General features: G+C 64.6%; 13 protein-coding genes and 1 tRNA gene. 5 read left to right on the forward strand and 9 right to left on the reverse strand.

Annotation, left to right across the window (positions count from 1 at the left end):
* Window positions 1-45 precede the first annotated feature (45 nt).
* Together J7E83_RS05425 and J7E83_RS05430 are read left to right on the forward strand one after the other, a co-directional pair.
* A complete protein-coding gene (locus tag J7E83_RS05425; protein ID WP_214959783.1) occupies window positions 46-1,026 on the forward strand; it encodes an acyl-CoA thioesterase II in 981 nt (326 codons plus the stop codon).
* 191 nt (window positions 1,027-1,217) lie between these two features.
* A complete protein-coding gene (locus tag J7E83_RS05430; protein WP_214959785.1) occupies window positions 1,218-1,373 on the forward strand; it encodes an ATP-binding cassette domain-containing protein in 156 nt (51 codons plus the stop codon).
* Here the strand turns inward: J7E83_RS05430 and J7E83_RS05435 are convergent.
* Window positions 1,370-2,116, reverse strand: a complete 747-nt coding sequence (locus tag J7E83_RS05435) for an SDR family oxidoreductase (protein ID WP_214959786.1) — start codon at window positions 2,114-2,116, stop codon at window positions 1,370-1,372. The two genes, J7E83_RS05430 and J7E83_RS05435, sit on opposite strands and share 4 nt — an antisense overlap.
* A gap of 80 nt (window positions 2,117-2,196) precedes the next feature.
* On the opposite strand from J7E83_RS05435, the gene J7E83_RS05440 reads away from it, so the two are divergent.
* Window positions 2,197-3,039: a sigma-70 family RNA polymerase sigma factor gene (locus J7E83_RS05440; protein ID WP_214959788.1), complete on the forward strand. Its 843-nt coding sequence runs from the start codon at window positions 2,197-2,199 to the stop codon at window positions 3,037-3,039.
* Between the two features lie 52 nt (window positions 3,040-3,091).
* On the opposite strand, the gene ettA is transcribed toward J7E83_RS05440, so the two are convergent.
* The 5 genes from ettA to J7E83_RS05465 all read right to left on the reverse strand — a co-directional run bounded on the left by ettA (window position 3,092) and on the right by J7E83_RS05465 (window position 7,576).
* Window positions 3,092-4,774, reverse strand: a complete 1,683-nt coding sequence (ettA, locus tag J7E83_RS05445; protein WP_214959790.1) for an energy-dependent translational throttle protein EttA — start codon at window positions 4,772-4,774, stop codon at window positions 3,092-3,094.
* Window positions 4,775-4,818: 44 nt separating this feature from the next.
* Window positions 4,819-5,361 carry a DUF6993 domain-containing protein gene (locus J7E83_RS21050; RefSeq protein WP_251043457.1) on the reverse strand — a complete coding sequence of 181 codons (543 nt, stop codon included), beginning with the start codon at window positions 5,359-5,361 and terminating at the stop codon, window positions 4,819-4,821.
* 64 nt (window positions 5,362-5,425) lie between these two features.
* Entirely contained in the window at window positions 5,426-5,980 is a 555-nt protein-coding gene (locus tag J7E83_RS05455) for a single-stranded DNA-binding protein (protein WP_214959792.1), read from the reverse strand.
* 206 nt (window positions 5,981-6,186) lie between these two features.
* Window positions 6,187-6,262 (reverse strand) — tRNA-Arg (locus tag J7E83_RS05460).
* A gap of 84 nt (window positions 6,263-6,346) precedes the next feature.
* A complete protein-coding gene (locus J7E83_RS05465) occupies window positions 6,347-7,576 on the reverse strand; it encodes an ROK family transcriptional regulator (RefSeq protein WP_251043458.1) in 1,230 nt (409 codons plus the stop codon).
* Between the two features lie 142 nt (window positions 7,577-7,718).
* On the opposite strand from J7E83_RS05465, the gene xylA reads away from it, so the two are divergent.
* Both xylA and xylB read left to right on the forward strand, forming a co-directional pair.
* Window positions 7,719-8,906 carry a xylose isomerase gene (gene xylA, locus J7E83_RS05470; RefSeq protein WP_214959794.1) on the forward strand — a complete coding sequence of 396 codons (1,188 nt, stop codon included), beginning with the start codon at window positions 7,719-7,721 and terminating at the stop codon, window positions 8,904-8,906.
* A gap of 122 nt (window positions 8,907-9,028) precedes the next feature.
* Window positions 9,029-10,450, forward strand: coding sequence for a xylulokinase (gene xylB / locus J7E83_RS05475; protein ID WP_214959796.1), 1,422 nt, complete (start codon window positions 9,029-9,031; stop codon window positions 10,448-10,450).
* 125 nt (window positions 10,451-10,575) lie between these two features.
* Here xylB and J7E83_RS05480 read toward each other — a convergent pair whose 3' ends face one another.
* Genes J7E83_RS05480 through J7E83_RS05490 form a run of 3 tightly spaced genes read right to left on the reverse strand, consistent with a single transcriptional unit; the run spans window position 10,576 to window position 13,813 of the window.
* Window positions 10,576-11,433: a sugar phosphate isomerase/epimerase gene (locus J7E83_RS05480; protein WP_214959798.1), complete on the reverse strand. Its 858-nt coding sequence runs from the start codon at window positions 11,431-11,433 to the stop codon at window positions 10,576-10,578.
* Window positions 11,430-12,644 (reverse strand): dihydrodipicolinate synthase family protein, encoded by a 1,215-nt coding sequence (locus J7E83_RS05485; RefSeq protein ID WP_214959800.1) that lies wholly within the window; start codon window positions 12,642-12,644, stop codon window positions 11,430-11,432. The genes J7E83_RS05480 and J7E83_RS05485 overlap by 4 nt, the downstream gene beginning before the upstream one ends.
* Window positions 12,644-13,813: a Gfo/Idh/MocA family protein gene (locus tag J7E83_RS05490; RefSeq protein ID WP_214959801.1), complete on the reverse strand. Its 1,170-nt coding sequence runs from the start codon at window positions 13,811-13,813 to the stop codon at window positions 12,644-12,646. Before J7E83_RS05490 ends, J7E83_RS05485 begins: the two co-directional genes overlap by 1 nt.
* Between the last annotated feature and the right edge of the window lie 38 nt (window positions 13,814-13,851).

The raw sequence follows: 13,851 nt of genomic DNA on the forward strand, positions 1-13,851 counted from the left end.
TGCACCCCGGTTGAGCAGTGCCGGGGCGGCGTCTAGAGTCGAACCATGACTGAAGCCGAAGCCGGATTGCTGGCGCCGCCCAGCGGGGACCCCACCTCATCGCTCATCAAACTCCTGGATCTGGGCCAGCTTGAAGGCGCCCGGACAGACGAGGACATCTTCCTGGGACCCTCGCAGCAGCAGCCCCATCAGCGGGTGTTCGGAGGCCAGGTGCTTGCGCAGTCCCTCGTCGCCTCGATCCGGACCGTGGATGCTGACCGGTTTGTGCATTCGATGCACGGGTATTTCCTCCGCCCAGGGGATGCCAATCAACCCATTACGTTCGGCGTCCAGAGGCTGCGCGACGGGCGGTCATTCTCGGCACGCCGTGTCCACGCCTACCAGGACGGCGTGCCGATCCTCTCCATGATCGCGTCCTTCCAGGGCGAGGATGAAGGCGTCGAGCACGAATCCACGATGCCGAAGGGCATCCCGGACCCCGAGTCGCTTCCCAGCACGGCAGACTTGCTGGGGAAATTCGATCATCCCGTGGCGCGGCACTGGTCCTACGAGCGGCCTTTCGACATCCGGCATGTGGACCCGCCCCTCTACGTTTCCGCCAAGGGCAAAAAGGAAGCGCGGAACGCTGTCTGGATGAAAACATTCGGCCCAATGCCCGATAACCCCAACCTGCACAGGGCGGCCCTCGCCTACGCGAGCGACTACACCATCCTGGAATCCATCCTGCGCCGGCACGGGCTGAGCTGGATCACGCCGGGCATGAACGTTGCGAGCCTGGACCACGCCATGTGGTGGCATCGTCCCGCACGGGTGGACGAGTGGCTGCTCTACGTGCAGGAGTCCCCGAGCGCCCAGGGCGCCCGCGGGCTTGCAACCGGCAAGATCTTCAACCGGGACGGGCTGCATGTGGCATCAGTGGCGCAGGAGGGGATGGTCCGCGTCCCCACAGATCTGAAGAACAAGGTGGTAGGCGCCTTCCAGACCAAGGTGCTCGAACACCAGATCCGAAAAGCCGGGCGGGACTAACGCCTTGACCAGTGGGCTTACCTTGAGGACTCCTGTCCTATACGAACGATCAATCGCTGCCACAAGCCACTGACAGAAATAGGAATCGAATCCCTGTTCGCATCAACTGGCGTGCGAGAGCCGCGTCCTGAGGTACGTCCAGCGCGCCTGCCAACGTGGGCAGATCTTCGCGAGTATGCGGACCATAGGGCTTGAACAGGATTGGGCAAAAGGTTCAAGCAGTTGTCGGTGGGCAGCAGCAGCGCCTCGCGCTGTTTATTGCCACGATTCATAGCCCCCTTCTTCTGCTTCTGGACGAGCCAACGGCCGGTCTGGAGCCGCCGTCGTTGGACACTTTGCATTCCTAATTGGTGGCGAGGAAGGAGCTCCACGTGATGGAGGCTCGTTGTGGCGCGGCGGACAGGTTATGGCCGGCGCGGTAGGCGGTCCCGGCTGTGCCAGGCATGCCGAATCCGTGGATGCCACGAGAAAGTCGTTTCGCGTCGTTGTACATGCGCGTCACGGTGATGGCGTCGAGCACTTCAGGACCGGCCAGATCGCTGACCCGACCCGAGGGCGAGCCGCAAGCCAATTGCTGAACGTGCGCAGCGACCGCGTCAACGTCGATAGATTCGAAGTGCAGGTCGCGCGGAGCCAGTCGCAGCCGGGACATGGTACGCGCCACAGGAAGGACAAAGTCGTGCAATTGCGCAATCCGCAGGATGGTATTCGGAACACCGGAGTCCGCATACGCGTGCTCGGCGGCGGCCTTCTTGCGGAAGTAGCCGATGGGCATTCGGTCGGCGCCGACGACCGAGATAAGTAGCAGATGGTCGATACGGGCAATACGAGCGGCCTCCGCGAGCCTGTGGGCGGCGATGTCGTCTCCGCTGGCCCCACCGGCCAGATGCAACACCGTTCTGATGCCGTGAAGGGCGGCTTCGAGCCCTATGCCTTTGACGGTGTCGCCGTACACGTGTTCGATGCCCTGAGCGTTCTCGCGAGTGTGGCGGGTCAAGACTCTGACGTCGCTTCCCGCCGCTCTCAACAGCGGCACGACACGGCTACCGATCGTTCCCGTACCGCCCGTGACCAGAATTGGTTCGGTCATGTCACATTCCTTTCCGTGTCACACACCGGTTGGTGTGCTCGTCAATACAGTGATGACGAGCCGGCGAGGGAGAATGTGACATGGGCGAACACGTGCTGCTGGAGCGGCGTTTCGAAGAGGCACGACCACGACTGCTTCGGATTGCCACGCAACTGCTCGGGTCCAAAGTCGATGCCGAGGACGCGGTGCAGGAGACCTGGCTTCGCCTAGCCCGCGTCGAAACCAGCGATATCGACAACCTCAACGCCTGGCTGACAACGGCCGTCTCGCGCATCTGCCTCGACATACTGAGAACTCCACGCCGTCGGCGAGAACATTCATGGCACATCGAGCCGTGGCCCCTTGATCATGCCTCGACCAGCCCCGACCCAGTCGATGTGGTCGCCACCGCAGACCGTGTGAACGTCGCCCTGCTCGTCGTGTTTGAGACACTGACACCGATCGAAAGAATCGCATTCGTGCTCCACGACATATTTGGGCAACCGTATGCGGAGATCGCGCTCGCGGTAGGTAAGTCACCCCAAGCCACGCGCAAGATCGCATCACGAGCTCGTCAACGCCTGCGGGAAGCGCCAGAACCGGCGCCAATCGATCGCCGCTCCAACAGGAAAATCGTCGAAGCGTGGCTTGCAGCCGTCGAGCACGGTGACCTACGCGGCATCCTCGAACTGCTCGATCAGAACGCAGTTCTGCACGCGGATTTCGGCGCGACCACCCAAACTGTTGTGGGAGCAGACGACATCGCCGCTCAGGCAGTGCTCTCCGCAAGGCTGGCCTCCCACTCGACGCCCGTCCTCATCGACGGACGGCCTGGAGTCGCCGCGGTGATCAACGGCCAGCTCGTCTCAGTCATGGTGTTTCACATCGCCGACAGTGTCATCACGGCTCTGGACGTCCTCGCTGACCCGACGCGTCTTGCCTGACCACGAAAAGAAGCCGGCACCCTTGTGGGGTGCCGGCTTCTTTGTGCCTTAATCAGTCGCGGGTCAGGCGGCGGTGCGTGACGCGGTGCGGCTTGGCCGCATCGGGACCGAGGCGCTCCACCTTGTTCTCCTCGTAGGATTCGAAGTTACCCTCGAACCAGTACCACTTGGAGGGGTTCTCCTCGTCGCCTTCGTAGGCCAGGATGTGGGTAGCCACCCGATCCAGGAACCAGCGGTCGTGGGATACCACCACGGCGCAGCCCGGGAACTCGAGCAGCGCGTTTTCCAGGCTGCTGAGGGTCTCGACGTCCAGGTCGTTTGTCGGTTCGTCAAGGAGCAGCAAGTTGCCGCCCTGCTTGAGAGTGAGCGCCAGGTTCAGCCGGTTGCGCTCACCACCGGAGAGCACACCAGCCTTCTTCTGCTGGTCCGGGCCCTTGAAACCGAAAGCTGCAACGTACGCGCGGGACGGCATTTCGACGTGGCCCACCTGAATGTAGTCAAGGCCGTCTGAGACAACCTCCCAGAGGGACTTATTGGGGTCAATGCCCCCGCGGCTCTGGTCCGCATAGGAGATCTTGACCGAATCGCCTATCTTCAGGTCGCCGCCGTCGAGAGGCTCCAAGCCAACGATCGTCTTGAACAGCGTGGTTTTGCCAACACCGTTAGGGCCGATGACGCCTACGATGCCGTTGCGGGGAAGCGTGAAGGACAGACCGTCGATGAGAGTGCGGTCCTCGAAGCCCTTCTGCAGGTTCTTTGCTTCGAGCACCAGGCCGCCCAGACGGGGTCCCGGCGGTATCTGGATCTCTTCGAAGTCGAGCTTCCGGGTACGGTCGGCCTCTGCCGCCATTTCCTCGTAGCGGGCCAGGCGGGCCTTGGACTTGGTTTGGCGGCCCTTGGCGTTGGAGCGGACCCACTCAAGTTCTTCGGTGAGGCGCTTGGCCTGCTTGGCGTCCTTCTTGCCCTGCACTTCAAGGCGCGCGCGCTTCTTCTCCAGGTACGTGGAGTAATTGCCCTCGTAGGGGTACAGGTGGCCGCGGTCCACTTCTGCGATCCATTCAGCCACGTGGTCAAGGAAGTAGCGGTCGTGGGTGACGGCCAGTACTGCACCGGCATAGCTGGAGAGGTGCTGCTCGAGCCACAGCACGCTCTCCGCGTCCAGGTGGTTGGTGGGCTCATCGAGCAGCAGCAGGTCAGGCTTCTGCAGCAGGAGCTTGCAGAGCGCCACACGGCGGCGCTCACCGCCGGAAAGCAAGGTGACGTCAGCGTCTGCCGGCGGGCAGCGGAGGGCGTCCATGGCCTGCTCAAGCTGGGAATCGAGGTCCCAGGCGTCGGCGGCGTCAATGGCTTCCTGCAGGTGGCCCATTTCTTCGAGCAGGGTGTCATAGTCAGCGTCCGGGCTGGCCATTTCCTCCGAGATCTCGTTGAACCGCTGGATCTTGCCGTAGATCTCGCCAACACCTTCCTGGACGTTGCCCAGGACGGTCTTTTCCTCGTTCAGCGGCGGTTCCTGGAGCAGGATCCCCACTGTGTACCCAGGGCTAAGCCGGGCCTCACCGTTGGACGGAGTGTCGAGTCCGGCCATGATCTTAAGGATGGTGGACTTACCGGCACCGTTCGGTCCAACAACACCAATCTTGGCGCCCGGGAAAAAGGACATGCTTACGTCGTCGAGAATGAGTTTTTCGCCAACGGCCTTACGGGCCTTGGTCATTGTGTAGATAAATTCCGCCATGGTCCAAATCTAGTGGGTGGCGGGCATATCTCACATTCGCAGCGTCAGGGCGGTGACCCCACAAAGCACTTTCCGCTTGCCAGGACGGGAAGAATGCTCACCGTCACCCCGCCGTCACGGATCTGGCCCACCACGCAGTCTTTGCCCCGCACCACCCCAGCCTCGATAGCGTCAGCTTCCAGCCCGGTCGGGGTCCGGCTCTCCGATACTTCAAGGTCAGCGGCCGGGATACCCGCACCGGTCAGGGCGTCGGCCAGCTGGGCAGTAGCCGGCTTTGGCGTCCCAGCCGCCAACCGGGCGAGCACGTCCGTGACTGTCTGCCTCAACGCAGCCGTGGCAGGGTCCTCGACCGCCGCCGACGCGCTGGGGCCGGCTGTGGTGACGTCCGCCGATGTGGATGCGGGATCCGGCGTGGATGCTGCCGGGCCGGGCTGCTGCCCGACGGTGCATGCCGACAGCGCCACAACAACGGCAATGCAGCCAGCGGCAGCGAAGGAACCCAGGCGTGTCGGAACACCGGCGCCTGACGACGACCCCGGCCCGGCAACTTCTGGTTTTTTCCGCCGGGGATCGCTGGTGCTCGTCATGCCGCCCATTCTGCCATGCCACGGCGGAGGTGTTCGCCGACGCATGGAGGGAGGAGCGAATCGTTCAGGCCGCAGATCCTGCTAGTTCCCCGGTTTCCGTATCCACGGAGACGTAGTCGCCGTTTACGTCCTCTACCATGACATCCTCCGGCGTGGCGTCCTCCTCGGCGAAGTCGCGGTCTTCGAAAACGCTGCCTGCAGTATCAGGCCCGTCCTCAGCAGAAGGCACCTCATTCGGCGTCGCCTGCGGGCTGTTCTTGACCGTCCGGATGAAATTGGCCGAGCCCAGGGTCAGATCGTGGCCCACGGAGTCCGCATCGATTTCTGCAGAATGGTAGATCCGGCCATCCTTTTCCCAGCTGCGCATCCTCAGCCGCCCTGTGACAATGACAGGCTGCCCTTTGCGGATGCTGCAGGCCAGGTTTCCGGCCAGCTGACGGTAGCCCTGGACCCTGAACCAGTTGGTATGGCCATCGACCCATGCGCTCGCGGAGCGGTCGTACCGCCGGCCTGTGGAGCCAATCCGGAATGACGCCGTGGCGACTCCTCCGGGCGTAGTGGATGTGGAAATGTCCGTGGCGACGAAGCCGCGGACCGTAATGAAGTCACCCATGTTCATGTTCATGTCCTGTCTCGAATGGTGTTGCCTTAGCGGCAAATCCAGCTTCGCGCGGACATGGTTCAGGAGCGAGGGACGAGTTTTCCTATGTGCATAACCAAGCCCGGGAGCCCTTGTTGAGGACAAGAACCGGCAGGGCCGTTCCGGCAGACTATAGAAACCGAAAAGGCTCCGGCTGCGCTTCCGCAGGCCGGAGCCTCTCGTAGTGGTGCCCCAGGAGGGAATCGAACCCCCGACCGGCGGATTAGAAGGCCGCTGCTCTATCCCCTGAGCTACTGGGGCACGTGGCACCGAACGTGAAGTCCGGCGCATCAGAAAGTTTACATTGCCCGACGTGCAGGCCGTGTCATCCGCCTCCTTGGCCGACTATTGCTGGGCCCTGAGCCGGTAAGGGGCATCCACGAGGGAGCGGACCACGCTACCGGCGGCGCCCAGTAGAGCTCCGGCTTCCCCCACTGCCGACAGGCTGATGTCTTCCGGCCGCAGCTTTCCCGGCGCGTACCTTGCCAGGCTTTCGGTGAGGGCGGGCTGAATCCACTCGCCCAGGGTGGCAAAATGGCCGCCCAGCACCACCGACGAAATGTTCAGCAGCCTGGCTGTTGAGGCTAACGCCACGCCAAGGTAGTGCCCTGCCCGGGCCACAGCATCGGCGGCCGCGGCGTCTCCGGCTGCGAGCGCGGCCTGCAGCCGCGCCAGGCTGTCGGCCCTGCCGTGTCCTACCAGCCCGGCGGCGAAAAAAATCGCATCCTGGCCGGCAACGGTTTCCAGGCAGCCGGTACCGCCGCAGGAGCACGCCGCACCCTCCGGCTGGACCACCACGTGCCCCAGCTCACCGGCATGGCCGTCCGGCCCGGTGAAAAGCTCCGAACTGATCACCAGGCCGCCACCCACACCCACTTCACCGGAGACAAACAGGAAGTCAGCCCCTCCGGCCGGCCGGTACCCCAGCTCCGCCAGGGCCGCTGCGTTGGCTTCGTTGAAAAGCGTGGTTCCAAGTGGCACCCCCGGAAGCAGAGAGCCAAGATCCAGAACTTCCAAGTTCCAGCCAAGGTTGGGCGCCATGATCACGGTCTCCGCCTTGTCATCCACGAGTCCGGGAACTGCCAGCCCTCCACCCAGCACCTGGATTCCTTGCGCCTCCGCAGCAGCGCGTAATTCCGCCGTTAGGGCGGCGAGCGCTGCGACCACAGGACCGGCAGCACTGTTCCGGTTGTCCCGCTCCCGGGTCCGGTGAAGCAGGAGGGTGCCCGAAAGATCGGTCACGCCGGCAGCAATGTAATCCACATTGATCTCCATGCCCATCACAGCGCGCGCGGGGTTCAGCTCCATGCCCACCCCGGGACGGCCGCGTTCCCCCTGCGGGTTGAGCCCGATTTCGCGGATAATTCCTGCGTCCAAGAGGTCCAGGACCAGGCTGGAGACTGAGGCTTTGGTCAGTCCTGTGGCCGCGGCCACCTGAGCCCGGGTGACGTGGGTGCTGGGCGACGATTGCACGATGCACCCAAGCACCAGGGAGAGGTTGCTCCTGCGGACATCGCCCATGTTGCCGGGGGTCCCGGTATCGGGCGCACCCGCAGCCATTGTTGAATTCGCCATGCCCACCTCCTCGGAGTGAATCAAGGCATCATGATGCCCGTCTCTATTGACCTTAGCTCATTTACGCTTATATAGTTCAAGCGATAAACTAACTCGCGGAAACGCACGATTCCGCACTCCACCACGACTGCAAGGATGCATCATGACCCTCCAGCCCACACCCGGCGACAAGTTCACCTTCGGCCTCTGGACGGTTGGTTGGACCGGTGCGGATCCCTTTGGCGTAGCCACACGCAAGGCACTGGATCCGGTAGAGGCCGTGCACAAGCTCAGCGACCTTGGCGCCTACGGCATCACGTTCCACGACAATGACCTTGTCCCGTTCGATGCCACGGTCTCCGAGCGCGATTTGATCCTGAAGAACTTCCGGGCTGCCCTGCAGGAAACCGGCCTCAAAGTCCCGATGGTGACCACCAACCTGTTCAGCCACCCCGTCTTCAAAGATGGCGGATTCACCTCCAACGACCGCTCAATCCGCCGTTTCGCGCTGAGCAAGGTCCTGCGCAACATCGATTCCGCCGCCGAATTCGGCGCCGAAACGTTCGTGATGTGGGGCGGCCGCGAAGGCAGCGAATATGACGGCTCCAAGGACCTGTCAGCCGCCCTGGACCGTATGAAGGAAGGCGTGGACACCGCCGCCGCCTACATCAAGGAGAAGGGCTACAACCTCCGCATCGCGCTGGAGCCCAAGCCCAACGAACCCCGCGGCGACATCTTCCTTCCCACTGTCGGCCACGGCTTGGCCTTCATCGCCCAGCTCGAACACGGCGACATCGTTGGCCTCAACCCCGAAACCGGGCACGAGCAAATGGCCGGGCTGAACTTCACCCACGGCATCGCCCAGGCCCTGTGGGCCGGCAAGATCTTCCACATCGACCTCAACGGCCAGCGCGGCATCAAATACGACCAGGACCTGGTATTCGGCCATGGCGACCTGACCAGCGCCTTCTTCACGGTGGACCTGCTCGAAAACGGCTTCCCCAACGGCGGCCCGAAGTACGACGGCCCCCGTCACTTCGACTACAAGCCCTCACGCACAGACGGTTACGACGGCGTCTGGGAATCCGCTAAATCCAACATGTCCATGTACCTGCTGCTCAAGGAGCGCGCGCTCGCCTTCCGGGCGGACCCGGCCGTCCAGGAAGCCCTGGCAGCTTCCGGCGTCTTCGAGCTCGGCGAAGCCACGCTCTCAGCCGGGGAGACAGCCGGAGACCTCCTCGCAGACACGGCAGCTTTCGAGAATTTCGACGCCGACTCCGCCGGAGAGCGTTCCTTCGCCTTTGTGCGGCTCAACCAGCTGGCCATCGAGCACCTGCTGAACGCCCGCTGATCCTGCTGCCAGCAGCAGACCAGCACCAGCACCGAACAGCAGCACAACCGGCAATCTGCCGCTGAGCCGTTTCCGCCGCCGGGTCCTTCACCCGGCGGCGGACTTCAGAGAAAGTTCGACCCATGGCCCTCGTAGCCGGCATTGACAGCTCCACCCAGTCCTGCAAGGTGGTAATCCGGGACGCTGACAGCGGCGCCCTGGTCCGGCAGGGCCGGGCCACCCATCCCGACGGCACCGAGGTCCATCCGGATGCCTGGTGGGACGCTCTGCAACAGGCCATCAACCGGGCCGGAGGGTTGGCCGATGTCAGCGCCATCTCGGTCGGCGGCCAGCAACACGGCATGGTCTGCCTCGACCATGACGGCAACGTCATCAGGCCGGCGCTGCTCTGGAACGACACCCGTTCAGCCCAGGCCGCACTGGACATCATCCGGGATGCGGGCAACGGAGACCCTGAACTGGGCGCCTCCTACTGGGTGTCCGCCACCGGAACCGTGCCGGTGGCCTCGCTGACGCTCACAAAGCTGCGCTGGCTGGCAGAGAACGAACCGGAGAACGCCGCCCGGGTTGCCGCTGTCTGCCTCCCCCACGATTGGCTCTCCTGGCGTCTCGCCGGCTTCGGCCCCGGAACCGGGAAAGCTGGGCTGGCAGCACTTCGTACCGACCGTTCCGACGCTTCCGGGACGGGGTATTACTCCGCTTCCTCGGGTGAATACCTTGCCGATGCCCTGCGGGCGGCCCTCGGTCATCTCCCCCTGCTTCCCGCCGTCGTCGGCCCGCTGGACATCGCGGGCAAGACGCCCGAAGGGGCACTCATCGGCCCTGGTGCGGGCGACAATGCAGCCGCCGCACTGGGCGTCGGAGCGGGGGTGGGTGACGTGGTTCTGTCCCTGGGCACCTCCGGAACGGTATTCGCCGTCTCCTCAGGTCCGTCCGCTGACCCCTCCGGGCTCGTGGCCGGATTCGCGGATGCGACAGGCCACTACCTGCCGCTCGCCTGCACCTTGAACGCAACCCGCGTCTTCGACGCCACGGCGGCACTGCTGGACGTCAGCCTGGAGGAGTTCAACGAGCTGGCGTTGTCAGCCCCCGCGGGGGCCGGCGGCCTGACCCTGATCCCCTATTTCGACGGCGAGCGGACACCAAACCTGCCCGACGCAACCGGATCGCTGCACGGCATCACACGGACGAACTACACGCCCGCTAATCTGGCGCGCGCCGCCGTCGAGGGCGTGATCTGCTCGCTCGCCGACGGCCTCGCCGCCCTTCAGGCGCAGGGCGTTGAGGCCCGGCGCATCATCCTCATCGGCGGCGGAGCGCAGTCGCCGGCGGTCCAGCGGGCGGCCAGCCAGCTGTTAGGGCTGCCCGCCCTGGTCCCCACTCCGGGTGAATACGTAGCGGACGGCGCTGCGCGCCAGGCCGCGGCCGTCCTCGCGGGCGCGTTCCCCGACTGGTCGGCCTCTGGCGCCGAGCTTCCAGCGGAGCCTTCGGACGGCACCGTCCTGGCAAGGTACCGCACGCATGCGCACGCCTACATGCCATAAGGTTTGTGCCATCCAACGCAGAAGAGGACCCCACCGCCCATTTCACGGGGCGGTGCGGGTCCTCTCTTGTGGTGGGGCGCGGGCCGCTGCCGTGACGTCAACAGGGGCCCGCGGTCTGAATCAGGTCAGGCGTACGGGAGGACAAGCTCCGCGTAGCGCTCCTTGATCGTTTCCAGGACGCTGCCGCCGTCTGCGTCCCAGATCTCCTGATTGAAAATTTCAACCTCGATATCGCCGGTGTACCCGGCATCCCGCACCCAGGTGCCGATGGTCGCGAAGTCGACGATGCCGTCGCCCATGTATCCACGGGACAGCAACGGATCCGCCGCGATGGGCATGTTGAAGTCGCAGACCTGGTAGGAAGCAATCCTGTTCTCACGGCCGGCGCGTTCGATCTGCGCCTTCAGCTCCGGATCCCACCAGACGTGGAAGGTATCGACGGCGACGCCCACGGCACGTGCGTCATACGGCGCAGCGAGGTCCAGGGCCTGGCCCAGCGTGGAGATGAGGGCGCGGTCGGCTGCGTACATCGGATGCAGCGGCTCCAGGACCAGTCGGACTCCGTTCTCGGCTGCGAACGGAACCAGGTCAGCCAGGCGGTCGGCCACGCGCTGGCGGGCCGCCACCACGTCCTTCTCCCCCGGCGCCAGCCCGCCGACCACCAGGAACAGTTCCTGGGTGTCCAGCGCCACGGCCTCAAGGATCGCTGCACGGTTGTCTGCCAGCGCGGCGGCCTGGCCGGCGGCGTCAGCAGCCGTCAGGAATCCTCCCCGGCAGAGCGAGGAGACCCGCAGTCCGGCATCCTTGATCAGCTTTGCAGCCTTGTCCAGGCCCGCCTCCTCGACGCGGTCCCGCCACGGGCCGATAGCAGGAATTCCCGCGGTGACGCAGCCCTCAACGGCTTCGGCCAGCGTCCACTTCTTGGTGGTGGCGCTGTTCAGCGAGAGCCGTGAAAACGGGGACGGTCCTGAATTGGCTGTCATACTCCCACCCCGTTGATCCGCAGGTAGTCGGACATCCGGAACGCTGCCAGTGCGGGGTCCTTCAGCAGCCCCGCCCGGTCAGCGAGCTCGAAGGTTTTGGCCAGATGGCAGACCGAGCGGCCCGAATGCAGGCCGCCCACCATTTGGAAGCCTGGCTGCTTGCCGTTGAGCCAGGACATGAACGCGATCCCAGTCTTGTAGTAAAACGTGGGGGCGCTGAAGATGTGCTTACCCAGTTCCCGCGTTGTGTCCAGGATCTCGCGCGCCTTGACCGCGTTGCCGGCATCGTAATTCTGCAGGGCCACCGAAGCGGCCGGGTAGATGGCGGCGAAGATGCCCAGCAGGGCGTCCGAGTGGTGGCTGCCGTCGCCGTCGATCAGTTCCGGGTAGTTGAAGTCGTCACCGGTGTAGAGGCGCACCCCTTCCGGGAGCGCAGCACGGAGCGCCACTTCGTGGCTGGCATCCAGCAGGGACACCTTGACGCCGTCAACCTTGTCCGCGTTGTCACGGATCAGGCCCAGGAACGTGCTGGTGGCGGCGGCGACGACGTCGGAGCCCCAGTAGCCCGCGAGGGCGGGGTCGAACATGGTCCCGAGCCAGTGCAGGATGACCGGCTGGTCCACTTCCTGGAGCAAGGTGGAGTAAACCTTCAGGTAGTCTTCAGGACCGCTGGCCACCTTCGCCAGGGCACGTGACGCCATCAGGATGACCTTGGGTCCAGCCTCGCTGACGACGGCGATCTGCTCGCGGTAGGCCTCGAGGACTGCTGCGAGTCCTGCCTGGCCGGCGGGCAGCGTGGCGATGTCCAGCTGGTCGGTGCCGGCGCCGCACGACACCAGGTCGCGGACGGTCTTGCCTGCGGTGGCGGCGTTCCCCGAGGAGACCACCGAGGAGGCTTCCACGCCGGTGCGCTTGATGAGCTGCTGCGTGGCGGCCCAGTCCAGGCCCATGCCGCGCTGGGCGGTGTCCATGGCGTCGGCAACGCCGAGCCCATAGGACCAGAGCTCGTGCCGGTAGGCCATAGTGGCGTCCCAGTCGAGCCGGGCCGGTGCGCCCGGGGTGTTGTCGGCCAGGACTTCAGGAATCACATGCGCCGCGGCGTAGGCGCGTCGGGCCGTCAGCGGGGCGGACGGGCGCGCCCAGGAGGTGCCGCCCTGCAGGCGGTACTCGCGGGTGCCGCCGTCGTCGGAGGGAAGGATCAGGGACGTCATCAGAGCGTGATCTCCGGGATGTCGACGGTGCGGCGTTCCTCGTTGGACTGCAGGCCGAGCTCGGCGAGCTGCACGCCGCGGGCGGCCGAAAGCAGGCCGAAGCGGTGTTCGCGGCCGGCGACGACGTCGCGGAGGAACTCTTCCCACTGCAGCTTGAAGCCGTTGTCCAGCTCTGCATTGGCCGGGACTTCCTGCCACTGGTCACGGAAGGATTCGGTGACGGGCAGGTCCGGGTTCCAGACCGGTTTGGGCGTGTGGGCGCGCTGCTGCGCAACACACTTGTTCAGGCCTGCAACGGCGGAGCCGTGCGTCCCGTCGACCTGGAATTCGACCAGCTCGTCGCGGTAGACCCGGACTGCCCAGGAGGAGTTGATCTGGCCAATCACCGGCTCACCTGCCGGCGTCTCAAGTTCGAAAATGCCGTAGGAGGCGTCGTCGGCGGTCGCGTCGTACTCCTTGCCGGCCTCGTCCCAGCGGGCAGGGATGTGGGTGGCGGTCTTGGCGTTAACGCTCTTGACCTTGCCTATGATGCCTTCGAGGACGTAGTTCCAGTGGCAGAACATGTCGGTGGTCATTCCGCCGCCGTCTTCCTTGCGGTAGTTCCAGGAGGGACGCTGGGCAGCCTGGATATCGCCTTCGAAGACCCAGTAGCCGAACTCGCCGCGGATTGACAGAATGCGGCCGAAGAACCCTTCGTCCACCAGGCGGCGGAGCTTGACGAGGCCGGGAAGGTACAGCTTGTCGTGCACAACGCCGGCAGTGACCCCGGCTTCCCTCCCGATGCGGGCCAGTTCGATGGCCTCCTCGAGGGTCTCAGCGGTGGGCTTCTCGGTGAAGATGTGCTTGCCGGCCAGCATGGCCTTCTTGAGGGTGGCAGCGCGGAGGCTGGTCATGGACGCATCGAAGATGATGTCGACGGTGGGGTCGTTGATAACGGAATCGAGGTCCGTGGTCCACTCGGACACTTTATGCAGCTCAGCCAGTTCGCGGATTTTTGCCTCGTTACGGCCTACGAGGATTGGTTCGACCTGCACCTTGGTGCCGTCTTCATTCGTGAAGCCTCCCGCGTCACGAATGGGGAGGATGGAACGCAGCAGGTGCTGGCGGTAGCCCATCCGGCCGGTGATGCCGTTCATGGCAATACGGATCGTCTTTGTTTCGAAGCCCATGTGTCCTCCACGGTGAGTGAGCAGATTACTCAAGCTGA

Source organism: Arthrobacter sp. ISL-48 (genome assembly GCF_018613805.1).
Classification (GTDB): domain Bacteria; phylum Actinomycetota; class Actinomycetes; order Actinomycetales; family Micrococcaceae; genus Arthrobacter.